19 protein-coding genes are annotated in these 22,966 nt (G+C 52.2%); 11 read left to right on the forward strand and 8 right to left on the reverse strand.

Going from position 1 to position 22,966, the window contains the following annotated elements; translation table 11 throughout:
• The first annotated feature begins 230 nt into the window (after window positions 1-230).
• The 6 genes from leuA (at window position 231) to I4W93_RS20460 (ending at window position 7,064) form a co-directional block, all read left to right on the forward strand.
• Window positions 231-1,808 carry a 2-isopropylmalate synthase gene (gene leuA, locus I4W93_RS17805; protein WP_205312114.1) on the forward strand — a complete coding sequence of 526 codons (1,578 nt, stop codon included), beginning with the start codon at window positions 231-233 and terminating at the stop codon, window positions 1,806-1,808.
• Window positions 1,809-1,810: 2 nt separating this feature from the next.
• A complete protein-coding gene (gene leuB / locus I4W93_RS17810) occupies window positions 1,811-2,899 on the forward strand; it encodes a 3-isopropylmalate dehydrogenase (protein WP_205312113.1) in 1,089 nt (362 codons plus the stop codon).
• Window positions 2,899-4,344, forward strand: a complete 1,446-nt coding sequence (leuC, locus tag I4W93_RS17815) for a 3-isopropylmalate dehydratase large subunit (RefSeq protein ID WP_205312112.1) — start codon at window positions 2,899-2,901, stop codon at window positions 4,342-4,344. Before leuB ends, leuC begins: the two co-directional genes overlap by 1 nt.
• Window positions 4,341-4,943: a 3-isopropylmalate dehydratase small subunit gene (leuD, locus tag I4W93_RS17820; protein ID WP_205312111.1), complete on the forward strand. Its 603-nt coding sequence runs from the start codon at window positions 4,341-4,343 to the stop codon at window positions 4,941-4,943. The genes leuC and leuD overlap by 4 nt, the downstream gene beginning before the upstream one ends.
• A gap of 59 nt (window positions 4,944-5,002) precedes the next feature.
• Window positions 5,003-5,374: a gamma-glutamylcyclotransferase family protein gene (locus tag I4W93_RS17825; protein ID WP_205312110.1), complete on the forward strand. Its 372-nt coding sequence runs from the start codon at window positions 5,003-5,005 to the stop codon at window positions 5,372-5,374.
• Between the two features lie 127 nt (window positions 5,375-5,501).
• Complete coding sequence (locus tag I4W93_RS20460) at window positions 5,502-7,064, forward strand: HD domain-containing phosphohydrolase (RefSeq protein WP_205312109.1); 1,563 nt, start codon at window positions 5,502-5,504, stop codon at window positions 7,062-7,064.
• Here the strand turns inward: I4W93_RS20460 and cpdA are convergent.
• Window positions 7,061-7,858, reverse strand: a complete 798-nt coding sequence (cpdA, locus tag I4W93_RS17840; RefSeq protein ID WP_224673538.1) for a 3',5'-cyclic-AMP phosphodiesterase — start codon at window positions 7,856-7,858, stop codon at window positions 7,061-7,063. The two genes, I4W93_RS20460 and cpdA, sit on opposite strands and share 4 nt — an antisense overlap.
• Before the next feature lie 33 nt (window positions 7,859-7,891).
• The gene (locus I4W93_RS17845; protein ID WP_205312107.1) at window positions 7,892-8,842 is read right to left on the reverse strand and encodes an aq_1923 C-terminal domain; all 951 of its coding nucleotides are present in this window, start codon (window positions 8,840-8,842) and stop codon (window positions 7,892-7,894) included.
• A gap of 162 nt (window positions 8,843-9,004) precedes the next feature.
• Between I4W93_RS17845 and I4W93_RS17850 the strand changes: the two genes are divergently transcribed.
• Entirely contained in the window at window positions 9,005-9,637 is a 633-nt protein-coding gene (locus I4W93_RS17850) for a trimeric intracellular cation channel family protein (protein WP_205312106.1), read from the forward strand.
• Window positions 9,638-9,655: 18 nt separating this feature from the next.
• On the opposite strand, the gene I4W93_RS17855 is transcribed toward I4W93_RS17850, so the two are convergent.
• From I4W93_RS17855 to I4W93_RS17880, 6 genes are all read right to left on the reverse strand, one after another.
• Complete coding sequence (locus tag I4W93_RS17855) at window positions 9,656-10,366, reverse strand: response regulator (protein WP_205312105.1); 711 nt, start codon at window positions 10,364-10,366, stop codon at window positions 9,656-9,658.
• A complete protein-coding gene (locus I4W93_RS17860; RefSeq protein WP_205312104.1) occupies window positions 10,363-11,961 on the reverse strand; it encodes an ATP-binding protein in 1,599 nt (532 codons plus the stop codon). The genes I4W93_RS17855 and I4W93_RS17860 overlap by 4 nt, the downstream gene beginning before the upstream one ends.
• An 87-nt stretch (window positions 11,962-12,048) precedes the next feature.
• The gene (locus I4W93_RS17865; protein WP_205312103.1) at window positions 12,049-13,551 is read right to left on the reverse strand and encodes a tripartite tricarboxylate transporter permease; all 1,503 of its coding nucleotides are present in this window, start codon (window positions 13,549-13,551) and stop codon (window positions 12,049-12,051) included.
• Window positions 13,552-13,554: 3 nt separating this feature from the next.
• On the reverse strand, window positions 13,555-14,025 hold the full coding sequence (locus I4W93_RS17870) for a tripartite tricarboxylate transporter TctB family protein (protein WP_205312102.1): 471 nt from the start codon (window positions 14,023-14,025) through the stop codon (window positions 13,555-13,557).
• A 15-nt stretch (window positions 14,026-14,040) separates the two neighbouring features.
• Window positions 14,041-15,006 (reverse strand): tripartite tricarboxylate transporter substrate binding protein, encoded by a 966-nt coding sequence (locus tag I4W93_RS17875; protein WP_205312101.1) that lies wholly within the window; start codon window positions 15,004-15,006, stop codon window positions 14,041-14,043.
• A gap of 11 nt (window positions 15,007-15,017) precedes the next feature.
• Complete coding sequence (locus I4W93_RS17880; RefSeq protein ID WP_205312100.1) at window positions 15,018-16,262, reverse strand: OprO/OprP family phosphate-selective porin; 1,245 nt, start codon at window positions 16,260-16,262, stop codon at window positions 15,018-15,020.
• Between the two features lie 291 nt (window positions 16,263-16,553).
• Between I4W93_RS17880 and I4W93_RS17885 the strand changes: the two genes are divergently transcribed.
• From I4W93_RS17885 to I4W93_RS17900, 4 genes are read left to right on the forward strand one after another with little or no spacing between them, the layout of a single operon-like run.
• Window positions 16,554-20,219 (forward strand): ATP-binding protein, encoded by a 3,666-nt coding sequence (locus I4W93_RS17885; protein ID WP_205312099.1) that lies wholly within the window; start codon window positions 16,554-16,556, stop codon window positions 20,217-20,219.
• On the forward strand, window positions 20,219-20,839 hold the full coding sequence (locus tag I4W93_RS17890) for a condensin complex protein MksE (protein WP_205312098.1): 621 nt from the start codon (window positions 20,219-20,221) through the stop codon (window positions 20,837-20,839). Before I4W93_RS17885 ends, I4W93_RS17890 begins: the two co-directional genes overlap by 1 nt.
• Window positions 20,839-22,086, forward strand: a complete 1,248-nt coding sequence (locus I4W93_RS17895) for a hypothetical protein (protein ID WP_205312097.1) — start codon at window positions 20,839-20,841, stop codon at window positions 22,084-22,086. The genes I4W93_RS17890 and I4W93_RS17895 overlap by 1 nt, the downstream gene beginning before the upstream one ends.
• The gene (locus I4W93_RS17900; RefSeq protein WP_205312096.1) at window positions 22,086-22,952 is read left to right on the forward strand and encodes a DUF7281 domain-containing protein; all 867 of its coding nucleotides are present in this window, start codon (window positions 22,086-22,088) and stop codon (window positions 22,950-22,952) included. The genes I4W93_RS17895 and I4W93_RS17900 overlap by 1 nt, the downstream gene beginning before the upstream one ends.
• Window positions 22,953-22,966 lie beyond the last annotated feature (14 nt).

The raw sequence follows: 22,966 nt of genomic DNA on the forward strand, positions 1-22,966 counted from the left end.
ATTGGCGTTTTGCTAACCAATGTAATCAATAGAGCAATCAATGAATTTTAACCGTAGCGTTTCTACAATTAGCCTCCTCGTGCTCCTCACCGGCGCGCGGGGTGCTGCTTATTGGTAAAAACGTAACGAACCGATAACGCTAAAACCCCGTGCCACTGGCCGGGGTTTTTTGCATTTAAGCCCCGCCACAAGTTGCCACCGATACCGACTAACGGAACAGGACACACAAGATGAGCGGCGATAATAAAATTTGGATCTTTGACACTACCTTACGCGACGGCGAGCAGGCGCTGCGTGCCAGCTTAAGCCAAAAGCAAAAAATTCAGCTGGCGCATGCTATAGCGCGGTTAAATGTTGACGTAATGGAGGTGGGCTTTCCGGTATCCAGCCCGGGCGACTTTGACTCGGTGCAGCGCATAGCCCGCGAAGTTAAAGGTCCGATCATTTGCGGCCTGGCCCGAGCCGTTAGCGCCGATATCGAAGCTTGTGGCGAAGCATTAAAAGACGCAGAACGGCGGCGTATTCATACCTTTATTGCCACCTCGCCGCTGCATTTGCAGTACAAATTGCGTAAAACGTTGGCACAGGCCAGCGAGCAGGCCGTTGCGGCGATTAAATTAGCCAGCCGCTATACCGACGATATTGAGTTCTCCTGTGAAGATGCCGGCCGCACCCCGATTGACGACTTATGTTGGATAGTCGAGCGCGCTATTGCCGCCGGTGCCACCACCATTAATATTCCCGATACTGTCGGTTACACCATCCCGAACGAGTTTGCGGCCATTATCAGCACTTTACGCAACAAGGTGCCGAATATCGACAAAGCGCGCTTAAGCGTGCATTGCCATAACGATTTAGGCTTGGCAGTAGCTAACAGCATCAGCGCTATTCAGGCCGGCGCGCGGCAAATTGAATGCACGGTAAACGGCATTGGTGAGCGCGCCGGTAACTGCTCGCTGGAAGAGGTGGCGATGATTATCAACACCCGCAAAGACGTGTTAGCGCCGTTGTATACCGATATTAAAACCACTGAGATTTACCGCAGCTCTCACTTAGTCAGTCAAATTTGTAATATGCCCATTCAGCCGAACAAAGCCATTGTCGGCGAAAACGCCTTTGCCCACAGCTCCGGCATTCATCAGGATGGCGTGTTAAAAGCGCAAAACACTTATGAAATTATGGCGCCGGAGCAGGTGGGTATTCGCCAGAATGAGCTGAATTTAACCTCGCGCTCGGGCCGGCATGTTATCCAGCACCGCTTAGCCGAATTAGGCTACACCGGCGGCGATTATGATTTAGAAGCCGTGTATAAAAGTTTTGTTGCACTGGCAGACCAAAAAGGCCGGGTATTTGATTACGACTTAGAAGCGCTGGTGTTTTTTGAAAACATGCAGGAGCAAAACGACTATTACGCGCTGGAGTTTTTAAGTTCATCGACCCATACCGGCCATGTCGCCAGCGCCACTGTCGGTTTGCGCTGCGGCGACAAGGTATTTACCGAAGCCGCCACCGGCAATGGCCCGGTAGAAGCAGCGTTTAGTGCTATTGCCCGCATCAGTAAACTGCAAATTAAAATGGTCGATTTTAACTTACAAGCCAAAGGCAGCGGCGAAGATGCGCTGGGGCAGGTCGACATTATTGCCGAACATGAAGGCCGCCGCTTTCATGGTGCCGGTTTGGCAACCGACATAGTGCGCAGCTCGGTGCTGGCCTATGTGCATGTGCTGAATATGATCCAGCGTGCGCAAACCATAGACGCACATAAGCACGCCCGTCAGAACACCAACAAAATTGCCGCAGGGGAATAGTAATGAGTACACAGAGCAAAAAGCACTACAAGGTTGCGGTATTAGCCGGTGATGGCATCGGGCCGGAGGTGATGGCCGAGGCAGAAAAAGTACTACAGCTGGTAGCGGATAAATTTCAGTTTGGCTTAACGCTAACGCCGGCTTTAGTCGGCGGTGCAGCCATCGACGCCACTGGCGAGCCCTTACCGGCGCAAACTTTGTCGGTATGTCAGCAAAGCGATGCCATTTTATTTGGCTCGGTTGGTGGCCCAAAATGGACCGGCTTAGCGCCGGATAAACAGCCCGAGCGTGGCTCGTTATTGCCACTTAGAAAAACCTTCGATTTATTCTGCAATTTGCGCCCCGGTCAAATTTACCCGGCGTTTGCTGATTTATCGCCACTGCACCCGCGGGTGAGCAGCTTAGGCATGGACGTATTGTGCGTACGCGAGCTGACCGGCGGCATTTATTTTGGCGAAAAAGGCCGTAGCGACACCGATGCCTTTGATACCCAGCGCTATAGCGTGGCAGAGATTGAACGTATAGCCAAAGTAGCGTTTGAGGCCGCACAAAAGCGTAGCAATAAAGTCACCTCAATTGATAAAGCCAATGTGCTGCAAACCAGTATTTTATGGCGCGAAACGGTAGAGCGGGTAGCCAAAGACTACCCGGGCGTGACGCTGGAGCATATGTATATTGATAACGCCGCTATGCAGCTGATCCGTAGCCCGCAGCAGTTTGATGTGTTGCTGTGTGACAATCTGTTCGGCGATATTTTATCTGACGAAATCGCGGCGATTGCTGGCTCATTAGGCCTGTTACCCTCAGCCAGTTTAAACGGCAGCGGCTTTGGTTTGTACGAGCCGGCCGGTGGCAGCGCACCGGATATCGCCGGCCAGGGCATTGCTAACCCGATAGCACAAATTTTAAGTGCCGCCTTAATGCTGCGCTACAGCTTTGGCGAAGAAGACGCGGCGCGCGCTATTGAGCAGGCTGTGCAGCACTGCTTAGCGCAGCATATTGTTACGCGCGATATTAACCCGAAATCTACTTACGGTACGGCAGCGGTTGGCGCCGCTATTGTTGCCACCTTGCGCCAGGAGAACCAGTAATGAGCCAGGCTACTTCTAAAGCTCAAACCTTGTATCACAAAATCTATGTCAGCCATGTGGTGGGTAAATTAAACCCCGGCACCGATTTATTGTATGTCGACCGGCATTTAATTCATGAAGTCACCTCGCCGCAGGCGTTTTCCGGTTTAAAACTGGCCAATCGCAAAGTGCGCCGGCCGGATTTAACCTTCGCCACCATGGATCATAACGTGTCGACCCAACGCCGCAGTATCGACGCCGCTGGCGAAACCTCGCGCAAACAATTAGAAGCCTTAGCCGCCAACTGCGAGGAAAACCGCATTCCGTTGCTTGACTTAACCCATCCCGACCAGGGCATAGTGCACGTTATTGGCCCGGAGCAGGGCTTAACCCAGCCGGGGATGATTATCGTTTGTGGTGACTCACACACCTCTACCCACGGCGCTTTTGGCGCCCTGGCCTTTGGCATCGGCACCTCAGAAGTCGAACACGTACTGGCAACGCAAACCCTGCCACAACAGAGGGCAAAAACGTTAAAAGTAGAGATAAATGGCGAATTAAGCGCCCATGTTACGCCAAAAGACGTGATTATGGCGGTAATAGGTAAGTTAGGTACTGCCGGTGGCAACGGCTGTGTGGCCGAGTTTAGCGGCAGTGCTATCCGCGCTATGAGCATGGAAGGGCGCATGACACTGTGCAATATGAGCATTGAAATGGGCGCCAAGGCCGGGCTGATAGCACCGGACCAAATCACCTTCGATTATATAAAAGGCAAAGCGCATGCCCCAAAGGCAGAGCACTGGGATGCGGCGGTGCAATACTGGCAAAGCCTGTATTCTGATGCCGATGCTGTGTTTGATCAGCTGGTTGAGATTGATGCTGCGGCTATTACGCCACAAATTAGCTGGGGCACTAACCCGGAGCAGGTGATTGCAGTGGATCAAAGCGTACCGGCACCGGACAGCTTTACCGATGCCACTAAGCGCGATGCCGCGATACGGGCGCTGGCCTATATGGGCTTAGAGCCGGGCCAAAAGCTGACCGATTGCAAAGTAGATGTGGTGTTTATCGGCAGTTGCACCAACAGCCGGATTGAAGATTTACGCGCCGCGGCCTCTGTGGTGCAGGGTCAAAAAGTCGCAGTCGGCGTGCGGGCTTTAGTGGTGCCTGGCTCAGGCGTGGTAAAACGCCAGGCCGAAGCCGAAGGCTTAGCCACTATCTTTAAAGACGCCGGTTTTGAATGGCGCGAACCGGGCTGCAGTATGTGCCTGGGTATGAATGATGACAGAGTAGAGGCCGGCCAGCGCTGTGCTTCAACCTCAAACCGTAACTTTGAAGGCCGCCAGGGCCGTGGCGCCCGCACGCATCTGGTTAGCCCGGCCATGGCCGCGGCGGCAGCTATTGCCGGTAAGTTTGTTAATATCGCAGCCACAGCAGCGGCAACAACGAATGGAGAGCAGGCATGAGTAAGATCTTTGCACAGGGCCTGGTGTGCCCACTGGACAAAAACAACGTTGATACCGACCAAATCATCCCAAAGCAGTTTTTAACCAGCGTTAGCCGCGATGGTTTTGCCGAAGCGATGTTTTACGACTGGCGTTACCTGGCCGATGGCAGCCCCAACCCGGATTTTGTCATCAATAAACCAGAATATCAGGGCGCCGGTATTTTGCTGACCCGGGCCAATTTTGGCTGCGGCTCCAGCCGCGAGCATGCGCCCTGGGCTATTCAGCAATATGGCTTTAACGTGATAATTGCTGAAAGCTTTGCCGATATTTTCTTTAATAACAGTGTAAACAACGCCATGTTGTTAATTCAGTTAAGTAAAACCAATATCGACTTATTGTTTAACCGCTGCCAGCAAGGCCCGCAACATTGGCAAATTGACTTAGCCAGCCAGGAGATCATGTTCGGTAATAATGCAGCAATGGGTTTTAATATCGACGCCGATATTAAGCAGCGGCTGTTATCCGGGTTAGATTTTATCGGCAGTAGCGAGCAGTTAAACCCGCAAATAGCCGACTACGAACAAAGCCGCAAAGCCAGCCAGCCCTGGCTAGGGTGAACTTTGTGTTGCCCCCTATTTGGGGGCAGAGCTCTCTGCTCTCGACAACAGAGGTGTTTATGCCGAAACTATTTTCTTACGGTACTTTGCAGCAAAAAAATGTGCAGTTGGCTAACTTTGGCCGCGAGCTAAGCGGCAATAAAGATATTCTGCAGGGCTATATTGTTGGCGAAGTAGAAATCACTGACGAGCGCGTACTGCGTGAAAGCGGCAAGGCATTGCATCCGATTTTGCGGCTTAGCGGTAATACTGCTGATGAAGTGTCTGGCACCGTATTTGAGCTAACCGATGCCGAGCTGGTGCAGGCCGATGACTATGAAGTCGATGCCTACGTGCGGCTAAAGACCGTACTAAAGTCAGGCACTGAGTGCTGGATTTATGCAGCGGCAGCTGTGACATGCACAAATAGTCAGCTAAGAGCTGAGCCTTAACACAGCTCGCGTAGTGGTATGAAGCGAGCATTTAACTTGTCTGACAAAGAAGGTTGCGGCAACGCTATAAAAAACTGCAGCTATACTTAACAACTTGGCTTAATTCTGCGAACTAGGGCTGGCGTAAATGGACAATATTGAGCAACTGGAGCACTTCGTCGCTGTTGGTTTAGCTTTAGCGCGGCAAGCCGATACCTCGCAACTATTGGAACAAATTCTACAGAGTGCTCAGCAAATTAGCGCCGCAGAGGGCGGAACGATATACCGCTGCGACGGCACAGAACTAACCTTTGCCACATTAATTAACCACCGGCTGGGTCTGCATCAAGGCGGTACATCAGCTGAAAATCCGAGTCAGCAGCCGATACCACTGCAGATCAATGGGCAAGCTAATGACGGTGCCGTGGTGGCAATGGCGGCAAACCAAAAATGTCCGATTGTGATTGACGATGTGTATCAAAGTGCGTTGGTTAATCAGCAAAAGGCGCGACAGTTCGACCAGCAGATGGGCTATAAAACCCAGTCAATGTTTACCGTGCCGTTGTTAGACCACCAAACTGAGGTGGTTGGTGTGCTGCAGCTGGTTAATTGTCTGGATGCGACTGGGCAGGTGCAAACGTTTCCTCTACCGGTGCAGCGCCAGGTCATTGCCATGGCTTCGCTTGCTGCTATGGTCATGACGAATAAGCAATTAGTACAAGACCTGGAGAACTTATTTGAAGCCCTGTCACGTTTACTAGCGAAAGCCATAGACGAAAAATCGCCCTACACCGGCGGCCATTGCCGGCGAGTACCAGCGTTAACCATGATGTTAGCTGAGGCGTGCAGCCAGACTAAAAGTGGCCCACTTGCTGATTTTATTATGACCGCCGCCGATCAGCATGAACTGTCGGTGGCGGGTTGGCTGCATGATTGTGGCAAAATTGCTACGCCAGAATATGTCATGGACAAAGCCACAAAGTTGCATGGTTTGCATGACAATATCGAACTGGTGGCCGCACGTTTTGAAATTGCAGCCCGCGATATTGAGTTCAATGTCCAACTAGATGTTGATAGCAAAACACAACAACTGGCGCAATTACGCGATGATATGTGCTTTTTGCGGGAAGTTAATATCGGTGGTGAATTTATGTCGCGTGACTTACAACAGCGAGTACAGGACATTGCCCAGCATTATCAAATAAGCATAGGCGGGGAAGAGCAGTCTGTTCTGACAGCGGCAGAGGCGACTAATCTGTGTGTGGCACGAGGCACATTGAATGATGATGAACGGCGAATTATAAATCGCCATATCGACATTACCATTGAAATGCTGGAATCTCTTCCATTCCCTAAACATCTGAAAAATGTGCCTGAGTATGCCGGTGGACACCATGAAAAGATGGATGGAACCGGTTATCCCCGAGGCCTTAAAAAAGAGCAAATGTCTGTCCAGGCCCGTATTATGGCGATAGCAGATGTTTTTGAGGCGTTAACGGCCAGTGACAGGCCCTATAAAAAAGCTAAAACATTGACTGAGTCGTTACGTATTCTGGGGTTTATGGCGCGTGACCAGCATATCGATGCAGACTTATTTCGGGTGTTTCTCGAACAAAAAGTCTATTTGCAATTTGCTCAGCAGTTTTTAAGCCCCGAGCAAATTGATGAGGTAGATATCACTCAGATCCCTGGCTGGCAGCTAAGCCACTAATAGCCTGTGCCGGCCAGATCTACGCTGAAGTCGATACCGGAAACTCTGCCAACACCGGTGTCGATGCTGCCATCGTCATGCAGGGTTAACCAACGATAGCCGGGGGGCTGGTTATCGAGAGCAAACTTTGCTGAGCTGGGTTTAAACTGCACGCAGGTAGATGGAGAAGATAAATAGCGCACGCCGTTTATATTCCGATCGCTGTGTTGATGTACATGCCCCCAAAGCACGCCGCGTACCTGCGGGTAACGTTGCACTATCGCATTGAATTCGGCGGCATTTTGTAAGCCGATATCATCAAGCCAGGCACTGCCCATTGGCAGTGGATGATGGTGCAAACTAATCAGAGTGTGCAGTTCAGGCTGCTGCTGTAATGCCTGTTCCAGCAACTGCAACTGGCTTTCATCCAGCTGGCCAAACACTGCACCGTCTACCTGAGAATTTAGCAAGATAAGTTGCCAGCGCCCCGCACAGACAACACGTTGCAGGTATCCTGCTGCAACTGCAACTTGCTGCATACTGGCTGGGTTGTCGTGATTGCCTTCAAACCAGAGTACCTTGCAGTTAAAGTGCTCCAGTGCTTGCTGCAAATGCCTATACGAAGCCACACTGCCATCTTGTGACAGATCACCACTGACCAACAGACAATCTATTTGCTTATGCTGCTGGCAAATAAGTTCGGTTACACAATGCAAGCTGTGTAGTGTGTTCATGCCTAATAAGCTGCCCTCAATCGCTGCAAAAAGATGTGGGTCGCTTATCTGGATCAATTTCAGGCTCAAACCCATCTCCATACTGACATCATGTAACCTTACCGGCTGGTTTACCTAATTGGCGTGCAGTTTTACGCTGGCAAACTTAATCATCGCTTCCGGGCTTACCATATGCTCGGCCAGTTCACCGCTTTGCACTTTGGCAAACTGCAGTGGTTCGGCAAAGCCAAAGCTTAAGGTTAGCTTTTCCGGCTTACTGATAAAATCGCTTAGGCTTTGTTTCATCTCTGCCGGTATTTGCTCAATGGTGGCGATATTCGCCAGCGCTATGCCTTGTGCCGTGGCAAAATCCGGCGTTTGGCCCATCTCGGCTGTCATTGCCAGCGTACGTTCAATAAAGCCGTTGTTTTCAATAGTAATGACACCGTCTTTTACTGCGCCGGTCGCCAGCTTTTCCAGTATATTGCTGATATAGGTTTCATCAGTAACCAATGCTTGTTGCTGCTCTGGTGGCAGCGCGCTTATCTCACGGGCGAATTGCCACAATTGTTGCATTTGGGCAAAGCTAAAACTGTAATTAAAGGCAAACTCATCGTTAATTCGGGTTTGCTGGGTAAACATCAACTCACCATTGTCGTTGTAGGCATAGTTGTATTCGCCGTGCAGTGCCAAACTCTGTAAATATGCGCTGGTGTTTGGCGGTAGCATTTGTAACAGTGCTGGCGCGGCTTTAATGCCGGTTACAGTAGCGCTGCCTTTATCTGACAGGCTTTGTGGCTTCAAACCTTTGGCCTGAATTAAGTCGATAGTTGCCACTGTACCCATTTCACCCAGGCTGAAAGACATGCCGCTGATACTGTAGCTGGACGTTAGCACATTAGCCGAGATGTCTGTATACGCCATGCTGATTTCTGGTGCGTCACCCAGTTCCGCCATGTCGCGGTAGCTTTGGTTGGCTTGTTCAAATTGTTGTTTAATGGCGTCTTCTGCCAAGGTGTTGGCATAGTAAACGCCACCTGCTGCAGCTGCACCAATGACCAACAGCGCTATCAGCGACTTTTTCATACTAATCCTTTATAAAAGTTTGTTAATAAAACGGCAAAATGCTAACACAACATCAAAACGCCGGATAGCTTAGCCCGCTTTTTTTTAAGTCATGGCTGCTAGTTTACCGTTGCGTCAAAGCCTGCTAACGTCAGCTGCAGTACTAGTTCAGAGGCAGGCATTATGGCGGACTATTTTCACTGGTTTGATTTACTTGGAATTGCCGTTTTTGCTATCTCCGGCACGTTGGCTGCCTGGCGCAACCAGATGGACGGCTTTGGCGTGATAGTGCTGGCCAGCGTTACCGCTATTGGCGGAGGTACGCTGCGCGATCTTATCCTCGATGTGCCGGTGATTTGGATTAACGATAATAGCTACTTTTACGCCATCTTTATTGCAGTGGTGGCCACTATTCTGCTGGTACGAAACCGGTTAACCATTCCGCACAACACGCTGCAATTTTTTGATGCGCTGGGGCTGGCGTTCTTTGTGGTTATGGGCACGCAGAAGTCGCTGGATCACGGCACTTCTACTATGGTGGCAATACTGCTGGGCACCATGAGTGGTGTCTGTGGTGGTATGATCCGCGATGTGTTATGCCGCGAGGTGCCAATGGTATTTCGCGGTGAGCTATACGCGGTAACCTGTATTTTCGGTGGTGTGGTGTATAGCGGCTTGCTGGCTTTGGGCGTAGCACAATTGCCAGCTATGTTAAGCGGGATGACGGCACTATTGCTGCTGCGTTTAGCGGCGATGAAGTGGCAACTCACCATACCGGTATTCAGTAAACACCATAACGAGCTGAACGAGCCGTAATCCGCTGATTTTGTCAGCTTAACGGCACTTGCGGTAGCTGCGCTCGGGCCGGCCAATGGCGCCGTAATTTTGGTCGACCATCAGCTCTGTGCTTTCCAGCAAATATTCCAGATACCGCCGTGCGGTAGAGCGGCTGATGCCCAGCTGCTCGCCAATGCGCTGGGCGGTATAGGCTTGCTCGGGAGTTGCATTGAACACCTGCCGTACTTTTTGCAGTGTCAGGCCATCAACGCCTTTGGGCAGGCGCCCGTTCGCGTTGTCTTTACCGCTATCAGCGGGGTTTAAAAACAGCGCATCTACCATCGATTGGGTCACTTCCTGCGCGGCAGACAGATGCTGTTGTTTTTCTTCAAACCGGCTTAATGCCTGGTCCAGCCTGGACAACATTATGGGCTTGACCAGAAAGTCACAAACGCCCAGTTGCATGGCTTTTTCCAGCACCTGTACTTCTTTGGCGGCGGTTAACAGCATAATTTCGCTGTTGGTATCGCGGGCGCGCAGCTCCGACAGCAAGGTAAGGCCGCTGCCATCGGGCAGATACACATCCAGCAGGATCAGCGCTGGGTTTAGTGCCGACAACACCGAGCGGGCCGTGGCCAGATCGCTGGCAATGCCCAATACCTGATAACGCGGTGCGTTAGCGCGCCTTTTATCCGGCGACATTAAGTACTGCGCCAGTAATTGCGCCACTTCTATTTCATCTTCCACTATCACAACGCTGTAGGTCATGCGTTTTGCCTGCCGTGTTTGGGGATAAACACACTGAGCCTGGCGCCGCCAAGATCAGACTTACCCACTTCCAGCGAGCCGTGGCAGGCGTCAAGATGGGTTTTTACCAGATACATACCGATACCGTGCCGGGCGTCGTTTTTTGAACTGTACTGCGGTGTGAAAATGGTGTCCAGATCGGCAGCCAGGCCAAAGCCGCTGTCTTCCACATCAAATATCAGGTTAGTGCCGACATCATCCAGCGTTACCCGCACCGCCGGTGCGCGAAAACGTACCGCATGTTGCGCCGCCTCCAGTGCGTTGTCGATCAGGTTACCCAATATAGATACCAACTCCGGCATGTCTTTGCGCTCTGTCGGTGCTAACTGGCTGTCGCTGCTGACTTCAAAACGAATATTCATTTCACGGGCTTTATGGTGTTTACCCAGCAACAACCCGGCAATCAAAGGCTCGCTGATATGCTCGAGCAGGTTATGGATTTGTGCCTGAAAGCCCTGCGACTCCTGGCCAATCAGCTCTATGGCTTTATCGTACGCGCCCATCTGGATTAATGCACCCAGAGTGTTGAGCTTATTGGCGTAGTCGTGGGTTTGCACCCGCAGCAACTCGGCGAATTCCTGTAACTTGGCCAGTTGCTGGCTTAAATATTCCAGCTCATCCACCGGGCGCATGCTTAGCAGCACACCGTCGGTCTGGCCCTGCACCTGCAACACCGAGCGGCCCATAACAATGCGTTTGCCGGCAGCAAATAACTCGAAGCCGCGAATAGGCAGGTGCTGATCGGCCAGCAAATAAGCGCTGTGGTCGGGCAGGACCTCATGCAGGCTGAGTTTGCCGTTATGCCGCGCCGGTGCTAACTCGAGTATTTCGCAGGCACGCTGGTTCAGCTTGCGGATGCAACCATCAGGGTCTACGGCAATAATGCCGGAGCGCACGGTGTTTAATATAGCTTCCTGTTCGGCAAATAAACGGCCGATTTCATCCGGTTGCAGGCCAAAAATAGCATGGCGCACCCGGCGGCTGATCCAGATAGAACTAAATATACTTAATGCCACCAGCAATAAGCCCAGTAGCAGTAACTGCAAGCCGTGGCTATAAAGCAGGGGTTTAATTGACTGTTCTAAATAGCCTACCGACACTAAACCAATAATAGCGCCGCTATCGCTTAGTACCGGCACCTTGCCACGGATAGATAAGCCTAAACTGCCAATAGCTTCAGAGATATAACGCTCACCGCTGAGCGCACGCTGGCTGTCATCGCCGACCATTGGCAGGCCAATTTTGTTGCTGTCCGGGTGCACCAGCCGCAGCTGGGCAGTATCGCCAATGACAATAAAGTCGGCGCCAGTATGCTGGCGCAATTGTTCTACAGTATTAAGCAGGTTGGCATCTGCCCGTTGTTGCAGCAGGGCGCGTTGCACATCGGGCCGGTTGGCCACGGCGTTGGCCAGGGTCAACGCCCGTTCACCGGTTTGCTGGTGCAGGTTCTCTGCTAGCAGCGCATACACTATGCTGCCAAATACCAGCAACTGCAGCAGGCACAGGCCGGTAACCCAGAGAATTAACCTTGTTTCGAGCTTTTTAGGTCGTTTCATGCTGCTCCTGCTGTATATCAGGGGGGAATTTAGAGAACCGTCTTACTCATGCTAACTCAGAGTAAGCCGGTTCTCCTTATCTTGCTGTTATATTGCCGCCTTACGTAAACGCAGAAAGCTTAGCAATGGCATGGCCAGTACTACTATAGCAAGCAGCATAATACCCAGTGTCAGTGGCTTATCCCAGAAGATACTCAGTGAGCCGTCTGATGTCATCATGGCGCGGCGGAAGTTACTTTCTATCATATCACCGAGGATAAACCCCAGCAGCAGCGGTGCCATCGGGAACGCCAACAGGCGCAGCACCAGCGCTACCAGCGCAAAGCCAATCATCATAAACAGGTCAAAGGTATTAAACGACACCAGATAAACGCCAATCAGGCTGAAAAACAGGATCATCATCGTCAGGATAGCTTTGGGCATAATCAGTACCCGCGCCAGATACGGGATCAGCGGCAGGTTAAGAATAAGCAGCACTATATTACCCAAATACATACTGATAATTACCGCCCAGAATACGTCGGGGTTGTCTTGCATCAGCATTGGCCCCGGCTGAATACCATAGGCGATTAAGGCACCCAGCATAATAGCCGTAGTGCCGGAGCCCGGAATACCCAGCGTGAGCAGCGGTACAAAAGAGCCGGTACAGGCGGCGTTATTAGCAGATTCCGGTGCGGCCAGGCCACGCAATGAACCTTTACCGAATTTTTCCTGTAAGGCTTTGGGCGCCAGATTACGCTCGGCAGCATAAGCCATAAAGCTGGCAATAGTGGCACCGGCACCGGGCAGTACGCCGATAATAAAGCCCAGTATTGATGAGCGGCCAATGGCCGGGCTGATTTCTTTAACTTCAGCTTTGCTTAAGCGGATAGAGCCAATTTGCATCGGTTGCTCGCCGGCGCTTTGTTTTACTTCCGGTTTTAACACATTGCTCAGGGCTTCGGCCAGTGCAAAGGTCGACATCGCAATCAGTAAAAACGAGATACCGTCCAGCAAGTCGGTATTGCCAAAAGTAAAGCGCTCGGTGCCTGAAGACGGGTCTATGCCGACGGTAGATAATGTCAGGCCGAACACTGTCATCATCATGGCTTTTAAAAAGGTACCTTTGTTAGAAAATGCTGCTATCGCGGTCAGGCCCAGGCACATCAGCGCGACATAGTCGGCCGACTGAAAGCTTAGCGAAACTTTGGCTAATGTAGGGGCGGCCAGCATCAGCAATAATGCACCGATAGTACCGCCGGTAAACGACGCCCAGGCAGCAATAGCCAGTGCTTTACCGGCCATACCTTGTTTGGCCAGCGGATAGCCGTCAAACGATGATGCTACTGTGCCGGCTACGCCGGGTGCGTTAATTAGAATAGACGAAGTAGAGCCGCCGAAAATAGCGCCGTAATAAACCCCTGCCATCAGGATCATGCCTGAGCTGGGGTCAATGCTGTAGGTAATGGGGATCATCAGCGCAATGGCGGTAATGGGCCCAAGGCCGGGCAGCATGCCGATAAAGGTGCCGACAAAGCAACCGGCAATAACATACAGCAGATTTTGCCACTGCAGGGCGGTCGACAGACCAAGTAAAATGCCATCTAACATAAGTTAACTCCACAGTTCGCCGGGTACCAGATAGATACCCAGCAACTTTGTCACAATAAGCCAGAACACCACAGCAACCGGCACCGAAGCCAGCAGCAATACGCGCCAGCGGCGTTCACCCATAATAAAAAAGCCGGCAGACAAAAACACAGAGGTTGCCAGCAAAAAGCCGATAGGTTCCAGTAAAGCGGTATAAACCCACATTAACAGCAGTAATACCGCGGTTTGGCCGATGCTTCTGCGGTTGATCTGTGGCCAACCATCGCCGCTGCTATGCTGGCGCTTAATAGCTTGTGCCAACAGCGCCAGCAGGCTGAACATCAGCCCCAGCACGGCATAAACTTTGGGGATAGACGCCGAATTAACGGCATCCATTTCTTCAAATGGCAGCAACGGAATTTGCCAGGCAAATACCGCATAAGCGGTAAAAAATGCCAGGAAAATCAGTGCGCCTAATGTATCGCGATTTAACATAGCGGCCTCTGGCAGTTAGTTGCGGATAAAACCCAGGTCCAGCATGACCTGCTTAAGTTCCTGCTCTTGTTCGGCCAGCGCCGCAGCAAACTCCTGTGGCCCCTGATACAGGTTGATCCAGCCGTTACGGGCACGCACAACTTCCCATTCCGGTGTTTGCAGCATTTTCTGCAGTGTGTCGTTATAGGCAGCTATTTGCTCTGGCGCAGTGCCGGGGGCGGCGAAAAAGCCACGCCAGTTAGTAAAACTCATGTCATAGCCCAGCGCCTGCAGCGTAGGGATCTCCGGGTAATCAGCTATCGGTTGCTCTGCGGTCATCGCTAGAATGCGGGCCTGGCCGCCGTTAGCCAGCTCCAGTGCTTCACTTAGCCCGGTAGACAGCAGCTCTACCTCACCCGACAGTAAGCCTGCTTTGGCCTGGCCGCCAGCGTCGTAAGGGATATAACGCAGTTGGCGGCCCGGAATACCGGCTGCAGCAATAGCTTGCGCAGCTACCAGATGATCCATACTGCCGCGCGCTGAACCGCCAGCAAACTTTAAACCGGACGGGTTGGTTTTCAGCTGTTCAATCACTTGCTGCCAGCTGGTTAGCGGCGAGTCGTTGCGCACTACAAAGGCGCCGTAGTCGGCTATCAGGTTAGCTACCGGGGTTAAGTCGCGGTGGCTGAACGGAATGGCACCCGACAAAGCGCGGATCACGATAGGGGTGGAGTTCACCATCAAAATGTCGTTTTTCTTGTTACCTATTTCAATCATATAGGCAATAGCGCGGCCACCACCGCCGCCAGACATATTCTGAAATGAAGTACGGCTTTCCAGGCCTGATTTCATCAGTGCTTCACCTACACTACGTGCTGTGGTGTCCCAGCCGCCGCCCGGGCCGCCGGGAATAATAATGTGCAGTTCGGCCAGTGCGCTGTGGCAAAAGCCCGCCAGTACCGCTGCAAGAACGGATTTTTTCAGTAAGCTGATCATCTTCATTGTAAGGTTTCCTAAAATAAGTACTGTACGCGGGCGGCAAAGCCGGTGCCGCTGTCTTCTTCGCCGCTAAGCGCCTGCTGGCCTGCGCCAGACACGCTGCTGTGCATCAGGTTGGCCATAAATTTTACTTTCGGGTTAAGGTAATAAGCGCCGCCAAGGGTGTAAGTGGTGACATCGGTACCCTGACCGGCGTTGGCAGTGTCAAGTTGGCTGACACGGGCGACCAGCTCCCAGGCATTGCGGATGTCTTTCGGCTGGCCAAACACGGCAGAGCCAGCACTGTAAGGGCGTTGCTGCCCGCCCGGAAAAAAGCTGACACTGAGGTGATAACCGCTGTGATCGGTGCCATCAAGCAGGCTGCTGTTATCAAAGGTCTTCAGTGTGCGCAGTGCGTATTCCGCTTCCACTGTCAGGCTGCGCAGCTGATAAGCCAGCTCCAATCCGGACTGGCGTAAACTGTCCAGCGCGACCACATCGCCACCGGCGGCATAATCAACCAGCCGTACTGCTGTTTCCCGCAGTTCGCCGCGGGCAACCCGTGCTGCCAGCTCATTACCGCCCATATCGCGCTCTGAATGCCAGGCACCCAGGTGCCATACCTGATCGGCAGAGGTTTTCGACCAGGTTAAGCGGCCGGTGTAGGCCAGCGCTAACTTGCCGCTGTCATCTTCGCCGTCTGAGCCAAAAGCATCATTTTTATATACCCCCAACGCCCAGCGCAGGCCGTTGTCTTTATTGTACTGATAGGCTGATGCGCCCCAGCGGAAGTAAGGTGAGAAGGTATCAGCCAAGCTGCTGCGTTCAATCAGGCTGATATTGTTGCTACTGGTGAGGGCATTAAGCGAGATATCCTCGCGCAATTTACCAAATTGCAGGCGCAGGCCATTGTCGAAACCGGAATAGCGCACCCGCGCCATAATAATTTCGGCGGTGCCTTCGGCAAATTCCAGCAGTAAGGTGTGGTCCCAGTGTTCAAATTCTGAATCTATTGCTGCCCGCACGCGGCGTGGAAATAAGTCACTGCCGCTGCTGCCGTTTTCATTAGCGTTATAGGCGCCGTTAAACCAGTTGTAATCCAGCTGTACGCGGCCGCTGAAACTAATGGCAGGGGAGTCAGCCTGTTTTTGCAGTTCAGCTACCTGTTCGCTGAGTTTGGCAACCTGTGCCGCTAAGTCTTGTTCGGTTTCATTGGCGTACGACGGTGCCGCCAGGCACGACAATGCGAGCACCGGCAAAAGTGTATTATATGGTTTCATCTATCCAGCCCTGTTGATCATAGTTTTATTTTTGTAGCGGCTGAACAGCAAATGAACTCAGGCCGCAACGCAAGCCTGGAAGCAAACAGGGTTTTGCTCAACATTGTGTGCTTAAGCTGCAATTAGAGCGTTTTGCTGATTTTGTTCATTTTGTTCATGCACATTAGTGGTGCGGTGGCTGGTTGTGCTGCCAGCGCTTTTCAAACTGGCATTTAGCCGCATTCCATGGATAATAAGCCGCATTAAAATATTGACTGCGGTGCGCATATTGCACCGCCGACAGGATGCGCTATGTCTCAATTACTCCGTATTGTGCTGCTGCACACTCATCTGCCGGGTGTGGTGGAATTACAACTGGATCAGCACACTAATATTTGCGGCACCAACGCCTCGGGCAAAACCACGCTACAGCGCCTGGTGCCGGTATTTTATGGTGAGCAGCCCAACCGCGTGGTACCAAAAACCCGCAAGAAATTTGATGAATTTTACCTGCCGTTTTCTAACAGCTACTTAATTTACGAATACCAGCGCGAAGACGGCGCGGTATGCCAGGTAGTGCTAACCCGTAAAAGCGACGGTGGTGTGGAATACCGCTTTGTTGGCGCGCCTTATCAAAGCGATTTTTATCTGAGCCAAAGCGAAGATGGCGTTAAAGCCATGAGCTACAGCGATTGGGCGGCAGCGATGCGCAGCCGGCCCGAGGTGCAGGTATCGGCCAAAATCAGTGCTACCAGTGAGTATCGCAGTATTATTCAAAACGACGCCGCTGCTCTGCGGGGTAACAACGCCGACAGCGTGAAGCTGCGCCGTTTAGCGGCCAGTTTTAGCCTGGTTGGCAGTGGCCATAAGTTGCGCCACATTGAAAAGCTGGTTAGCGCAGTGCACGCCAAAGAAGGCAAAATGGATACGCTAAAGGCGATGTTGGCGGCCATTTTTGAAGAAGACGGCGTAACGCTGCCTACCACGAAAGTAAAAAACACCAAGGCACGCGAATGGATCCAGCAGATGCGCCAGTCGATGCGGCTGGACAAACTGCAGCAGGATTTTGAGCGCTTAAACCAGTTAGCACAGCAGTTAGCCGGCAGCGAAGCACAATTAGCCGCACTGTTGCCGCTATTACAACAAGATGAAAGCACGCAAAAGTTGCGTAAAGCCGATGCCGAGCAGCAGGTTAATGCACTGCGCGGCCAGCTGCAAAGCCTAAAAGAGCAGTTTAGCCAGCAACAACTGGAGCTAAACAGCCAGTTGGCCAAAGCTGAAGCCGGTTTGCACGAAACCAGCGCGCGCTTAGATCAGCTGCAGCAACGTTATGACGATTACGACAGTAAAGACATGCCTAAGCTGCAGCGCGACAGCGATGCCTTACCACTGTGGCGCGAACAGCTGGAAGAAACCGTTGAGCAATATCAGCTGATGGTAGAGCAACACGGCGATTTAGAACGCCAGTTAGAGCAGCGTAAAATTAAGCTGGCTGAAGCTTTTAACCGCTTAAGCGAGCAGCATCGCGGCAAAGCCAGGCAATTACAGCAGCAAAAAGATGCCACCCGCGAGCAGCAAGACACCAAGCTGGCTGCGCTGGAGCAGGCATTTCAAAGCCGCTTGCAGCAAGCGCAGCAGCAATTTTCCGAGCAACTGACCGGTATTAGCAGTAGCATCGCCGTACTGCAAAGCCAGCTTAAAGCGTCCAGCCTCACCGAAGAAGAGCTAGAGCAACAGCGCAGCGCCGAGCTGCGGTTAGAGCAGGCACAACAACAAGCGCAGCAACAGGCACGTCAGCTGCAGCAATTAAATACGCAGTACCAGCAAGCCCGTACAGCGCGCGATAACGCTGATCAGCAACTGCAGCATAACCGCAAAGCGCTGCATCATGCCGAGCAACAACTGCAGCAGTTACACCGCCAGTTAACGCCTGAGCAGGGTAGTTTGCGCCATTATTTGCGCCTGCATTACCACGGTTGGGAGCAAAAGCTGGGCAAGGTGCTGGACGAGCGTTTATTAGAGCGGCAGGACTTACAACCGCATTTTACTGAGCTAAGCGATAGCCTGTATGGCTTGCAGCTGGAATTAGCCGCGATAGACACGCCAGACTATGCCCAGGATGAAGCGGCCATTCGCCACCGTATTGCCAGCGCCGAGCAGCAATTAACCCAGGCCATGGCTGATAAAGCCCAGGCCGAAAAAAACCTGCAACAGCTGCACGAGCAAGCCGAGCTAAGCCGCAGCCAGGTAGAACAGGCGCAGTGGCAGCTAACACAATATGAGCAAAATATTGATTACGCCCGCGATGCGCGTAACCGGCTGCAAGCAGCGCAGCGCGAACTGGCGGCTAAACGTCAGGCAGCGGTTAAAGCCGAGTTGGCGGCGCAGCAACAGCAGCAAGATCAGCTTAAACAACAGCAGCAAGCTGATTTGCAAGCTTTGCAAGCCGACCACAACAGCCAGAAGCTGGAGCATAAAGCCGATTGGCAGGCTGAGTTGCAGGTGTTTGACGAGCAGATAGCCGAGCTGGAACGCCAACTGGAACACAAGCGCGACGACAATAAAAGCCAGATTAAAGAGCTGCAGCAAGCGTTTAACGAAGAGCTGTCGGCTAAGGGTATCGATCCGCGGCGTTTAACCGAGCTAAAGCAAAAGCAAGACCAGCTAAAAACCGACATTAAAGCGGTAGAAGCCCGCCAGGATCAACTGAGTGCCTGGCAGAAGTTTATCGCGCTGGACTGGCAGCAGCTGCGGCCAGAGCTGCTGGGTAAAGAAACCGAGTTAAAACAGCAACTGCGTAGCCTAACCCAGGCACTGGCGCAGCAAAAAGCCGATTACAGCGCTAACCAGAAAAAACTCGACGAACAAAAGCGTCAGCAGCAAGAACTGATGCAGCAGGCCGATGTGCTACTACTGCAGTTAAAGCAGGTACTAGCCAGGTTTGGCGAGCTGTATTTAACTGACGTTAGCCCGGCTGAGCTTACGGCCTCAGCCGACAGCGTTGAGCGGCTGGCCCGGGTTAACGAAGCGCTGGAGCAGCGCAGCAAGCTGGACAGCGCATTAAAAACGGCGCTAGAGCAGTTTGAAAGCATGTTAAGCAAAGATGCCGGGCCAGAGTTTTTAGACCGGCTGCAGCACGAGCGGCGCCAACTGCCGGAGCACGCTGGCAAGCGGCAGCAATTGCCTATTTTGCACAGCTTGCTGCAAATTTTAAAAGATGCGCAGCAGCAACTGCTGGAAATGGGTGAAAACATTGGTGGCGACCTGAAAAAGTTTTTCACGGTGTTTAGCGATATTAACCGCCGTATTGCGCTGCAGAGCCGGCGCTTAAGCGAAGCCGTGGCCGATGATTTAGTGCTCGATGGTATCAGCCGCTCTGAGGTACGTATTTTATCCACTATCGACGAGCTGGGCTTCTGGCAGCCGTTAAAACATTTCGCCAAACTGTACGATGACTGGGGCGCCTCGGGCAAAGCCTTGCCCTCAGAGCAGTACTTAAACGCCTTAGCCGACGTGGTGGAATTACTGCGCAGTGATGAGCAATACAGCATTGAGTCGTTATTGCGCCTCGAGCTGCATTTAAGCGAGGGCGGCTCTGAGTTGGTGATTAAAAACGATCGCCAGCTGCTGGAGTCGTCCAGCCACGGTATGGCGTACTTAATTTTATGTAAGTACTTACTCGCCTTTACCCGCTTGTTGCGCGGTGCGGCTAAGGTAACCATTCACTGGCCGATAGATGAAATTGGCACGCTAGCCTATCACAACGTAGAAAAACTATTTGCCGCCTGCAGCAGCAACAACATTGTCATTGTTGGCGCCTTCCCGAATCCGGAGTCAGACGTATTAATGCTGTTTTCGCACCGTTATTTAATAGAGCCCAGCCAGCAAGACCCAAGCAAGCGGCAGTTAAAACGCATTCAACCGAAAGTTAGCCGCTTAGCCGAGCGTCTGGCCAGCAAACAGCAGGAGGCAAGCTGATGTTACAACACGGACCTTTACTCGAGCGCCTGCTGGCTGGTGAGTTTATTTGTCGTATTACCGACGAAGATGCGTTTCGGCATTTAAGCGCCGAGCAAACTCAGCATGAGATAAATCATTATTTGCGGCCGTTAAACCGGCGCTTAGTCGCTAATGATGATAACAGCGTGTTTTTTCTTGGCTACCACGAGCTAAGCAAAGACGCGCGCGAGCAGCTAAGCAGCCAGTTTGCGCTAACCGTGCAGTCGCTGTTGCCGCTGTTAGAGTGGCTGCAACTGGTACAGGAAACGCTGGGGCGCGACAGTGCGCTAACCGCCGGCGACACCATTAAACTACAGGAATTTGTGCTGCGCACCGAAGATAACCAAAGCCTGCGCCAGCGCCTGAATCAACTGGCCAGCGACCGCTTTTTTAACAGCCAAAGCGAGCAGCTGGATAACCAGGTAAAGCAGATCTTCCGCCGCTTAAAAGAGCACGGCTATCTGCTGCAACCGCATAACGACCGGCAGTACTATATTGTTACCGGTAAAATTGACTATTTAATTGATGTTATTCGCTTTATCCGTGATGAAGAACACTTGCCGGTAGACGATACGCCAACGCAGGAGGCATTAATCTGATGGCTCCGCTAGATAGCACAATTGCCTCTAACCTGTTTACTATCGGCGCCGAGCGCTTAGCCCTATTGGGCAAGCACCACAAAGCGCTGATGCAGGGCTATTTAGATGGCTTTATTGATGAAACCGCCTTTAGCGAAGCTGCGCTGAAAAAACTGATCGCAGCGCGAATTTTATGGCGGCCGGATGAGCAGCAAGCGCTGGCGCTGCGGCCGCTGGTCAGCGAGCTGATTGCTAGCATGGTAGCCGATGAAAACCGGCGGCAGATTAACGCCGATGTGGCCGAAAAGCTGGAGCAAATCCGCAACCGGGTGCAGGCCTATCGCGATGCCCAGTACAAAGGCGATTACAGCGTAGCCGAACTGCAGCTGCAGCGCCTAACCGAACAGGTGCATGATTTAAGCGGCCAGTTTGAAGAGGCGATAGACAGCCTGTGGCACCGGCTAAACAGCGACTTTGGCTTTGTTGCCAGCCTGGATGATAAAATTCGTGAGAACGAGCGGGCGCAAAAGCAATTGCGCCGCCTGCTCGATGGCCTGGACTTGCTCGATTTTAATGAGTTAATTGAGCTGGCCGAAGGTAACAGCCATTTGCGTAAGCTATTGGTAAGCCAGCTGCAAAGCCAGCTTAGCTCGCACCACAGTAGTTTATTAGAAGTGCAAAAGCGCTTAGTCGAATTACTGGCCAAATTCCGTCAACAGCAGGCGCGCTCGTTACTGATTACCAACATGGCGGCGTTTTTGCGCCAGCATCCAAAATATCAGCCAGCCGATTACCCTAATCGCAGCGAATTGCCGCCGTTGTTTAACCAGGCTGCTACCATAGTGCCCAAAGCGGCGATAGCGCTGGATAACGCCAGCGAGCGGCAAATCTTGGCCGAGTTAGTACGCAACCTGCCACGGCAGCAAGGGGTAATATTAACCGAGACGCCCAGCGCCAGTTTTAGTCAGCAATGGCAAGATGATGTTATCGCTGCGCGCCAGCAGGCACTGAAAACCGACGTGGAAAACTTCTACCTGCGCGTTATCGACCACGGCGGCAAGCTCAGTGCGCTGGATTATCTGCTGCAGCAGCAACTAGAGTGGGATAGTGAGATCTGGCTGTACCAAATAATCGCCGAGTATCAGGCACTGCCGGTAGACGAAAAGCAGATGTTTGCCATCAAACGTGATGAAGCGCCCGCCAGCAGTACCAACCAGTTGCTGCTTATTCGTGATATCAGCCTCAGCCTAAACGCACAGGCGGCCTGATGCAAACTGCACTTAGCCCCGCAGCCTGCCTTTTTCTGCGCCAACTGGCGCCCAAGGTAGCTGCAAAGGGCCGGGTGAAAAAAACGACCAGCCAAAAAGCGGTGCAGGAAGTGTTAAACTGGTGCCTGACCCAGCAGCTAAGCGGCGTCTCTGCCAGTTGCCTGCAGCGGCCGGAATTCTACTTTGAATCAGCTTTACTGCAGCAAATCGCCAGCGTGCAACAAGCACTGGGCCAGCCAGATTTTCGCATCGATATTAGTAGCCTAAGCCGCACCGACGCGGCCATTATCAGCACGTTTGAGCAAAAAAGTATTGGTATCAAGCCGCGCCAACAGCGGGTGTTAGTGAGTCTGGCTCAGCCACAGCTTGTTGCCGGAATAGCTGTGCAAGTGCTGGATACCGACTGGCAACAACTACCACTGGCGCAATTTGACGCGCTGTTGGTGGTAGAAAACCTCGATTGTTTCTATCAGCTGCACGCCTTTACGCTGGCGCTACCTTGCAAGCAGCCACTGATCATCTATCGCGGCGACAAGCTCTACAGCAAAGGCTGCAAGGCACTAAAAACTGCCTGGCTAAAGCAAAACAAACCGGCGTTGTACTTTGGGGATTTCGACGCCAAAGGCGTAAGCATTGCTCTAAACGAAGGCTACAGCGCCATGCTGCTGCCAGAATTTGCCGCACTGCAACAACACGCCAGCCCGGCTATGTTGCCAGACAAGCAGCTTAGCTTTATCGCCGCTATCAAAGCTAAGCCAGTAGCCCACGAATTTCAGCCTTACCAGCAGCTGCTGTGCCAGCAGTTACAGGGGCTAAGACAGCAGAATATGCAGGGTATGGCTCTTACCTTTATCTCATTAGGTTAACCATCTAAGAATAA

Source organism: Rheinheimera maricola (assembly GCF_016918075.2).
GTDB lineage: Bacteria > Pseudomonadota > Gammaproteobacteria > Enterobacterales > Alteromonadaceae > Alishewanella > Alishewanella maricola_A.

Excerpts from the sequence above, each read along its gene's own strand:
- leuA (WP_205312114.1), top strand. The coding sequence starts at position 231 with ATGAGCGGCGATAATAAAATTTGGATCTTTGACACTACCTTACGCGAC.
- leuB (WP_205312113.1), top strand. The coding sequence starts at position 1,811 with ATGAGTACACAGAGCAAAAAGCACTACAAGGTTGCGGTATTAGCCGGT.
- leuC (WP_205312112.1), top strand. The coding sequence starts at position 2,899 with ATGAGCCAGGCTACTTCTAAAGCTCAAACCTTGTATCACAAAATCTAT.
- leuD (WP_205312111.1), top strand. The coding sequence starts at position 4,341 with ATGAGTAAGATCTTTGCACAGGGCCTGGTGTGCCCACTGGACAAAAAC.
- I4W93_RS17825 (WP_205312110.1), top strand. The coding sequence starts at position 5,003 with ATGCCGAAACTATTTTCTTACGGTACTTTGCAGCAAAAAAATGTGCAG.
- I4W93_RS20460 (WP_205312109.1), top strand. The coding sequence starts at position 5,502 with ATGGACAATATTGAGCAACTGGAGCACTTCGTCGCTGTTGGTTTAGCT.
- cpdA (WP_224673538.1), bottom strand. The coding sequence starts at position 7,858 with ATGGAGATGGGTTTGAGCCTGAAATTGATCCAGATAAGCGACCCACAT.
- I4W93_RS17845 (WP_205312107.1), bottom strand. The coding sequence starts at position 8,842 with ATGAAAAAGTCGCTGATAGCGCTGTTGGTCATTGGTGCAGCTGCAGCA.
- I4W93_RS17850 (WP_205312106.1), top strand. The coding sequence starts at position 9,005 with ATGGCGGACTATTTTCACTGGTTTGATTTACTTGGAATTGCCGTTTTT.
- I4W93_RS17855 (WP_205312105.1), bottom strand. The coding sequence starts at position 10,366 with ATGACCTACAGCGTTGTGATAGTGGAAGATGAAATAGAAGTGGCGCAA.
- I4W93_RS17860 (WP_205312104.1), bottom strand. The coding sequence starts at position 11,961 with ATGAAACGACCTAAAAAGCTCGAAACAAGGTTAATTCTCTGGGTTACC.
- I4W93_RS17865 (WP_205312103.1), bottom strand. The coding sequence starts at position 13,551 with ATGTTAGATGGCATTTTACTTGGTCTGTCGACCGCCCTGCAGTGGCAA.
- I4W93_RS17870 (WP_205312102.1), bottom strand. The coding sequence starts at position 14,025 with ATGTTAAATCGCGATACATTAGGCGCACTGATTTTCCTGGCATTTTTT.
- I4W93_RS17875 (WP_205312101.1), bottom strand. The coding sequence starts at position 15,006 with ATGAAGATGATCAGCTTACTGAAAAAATCCGTTCTTGCAGCGGTACTG.
- I4W93_RS17880 (WP_205312100.1), bottom strand. The coding sequence starts at position 16,262 with ATGAAACCATATAATACACTTTTGCCGGTGCTCGCATTGTCGTGCCTG.
- I4W93_RS17885 (WP_205312099.1), top strand. The coding sequence starts at position 16,554 with ATGTCTCAATTACTCCGTATTGTGCTGCTGCACACTCATCTGCCGGGT.
- I4W93_RS17890 (WP_205312098.1), top strand. The coding sequence starts at position 20,219 with ATGTTACAACACGGACCTTTACTCGAGCGCCTGCTGGCTGGTGAGTTT.
- I4W93_RS17895 (WP_205312097.1), top strand. The coding sequence starts at position 20,839 with ATGGCTCCGCTAGATAGCACAATTGCCTCTAACCTGTTTACTATCGGC.
- I4W93_RS17900 (WP_205312096.1), top strand. The coding sequence starts at position 22,086 with ATGCAAACTGCACTTAGCCCCGCAGCCTGCCTTTTTCTGCGCCAACTG.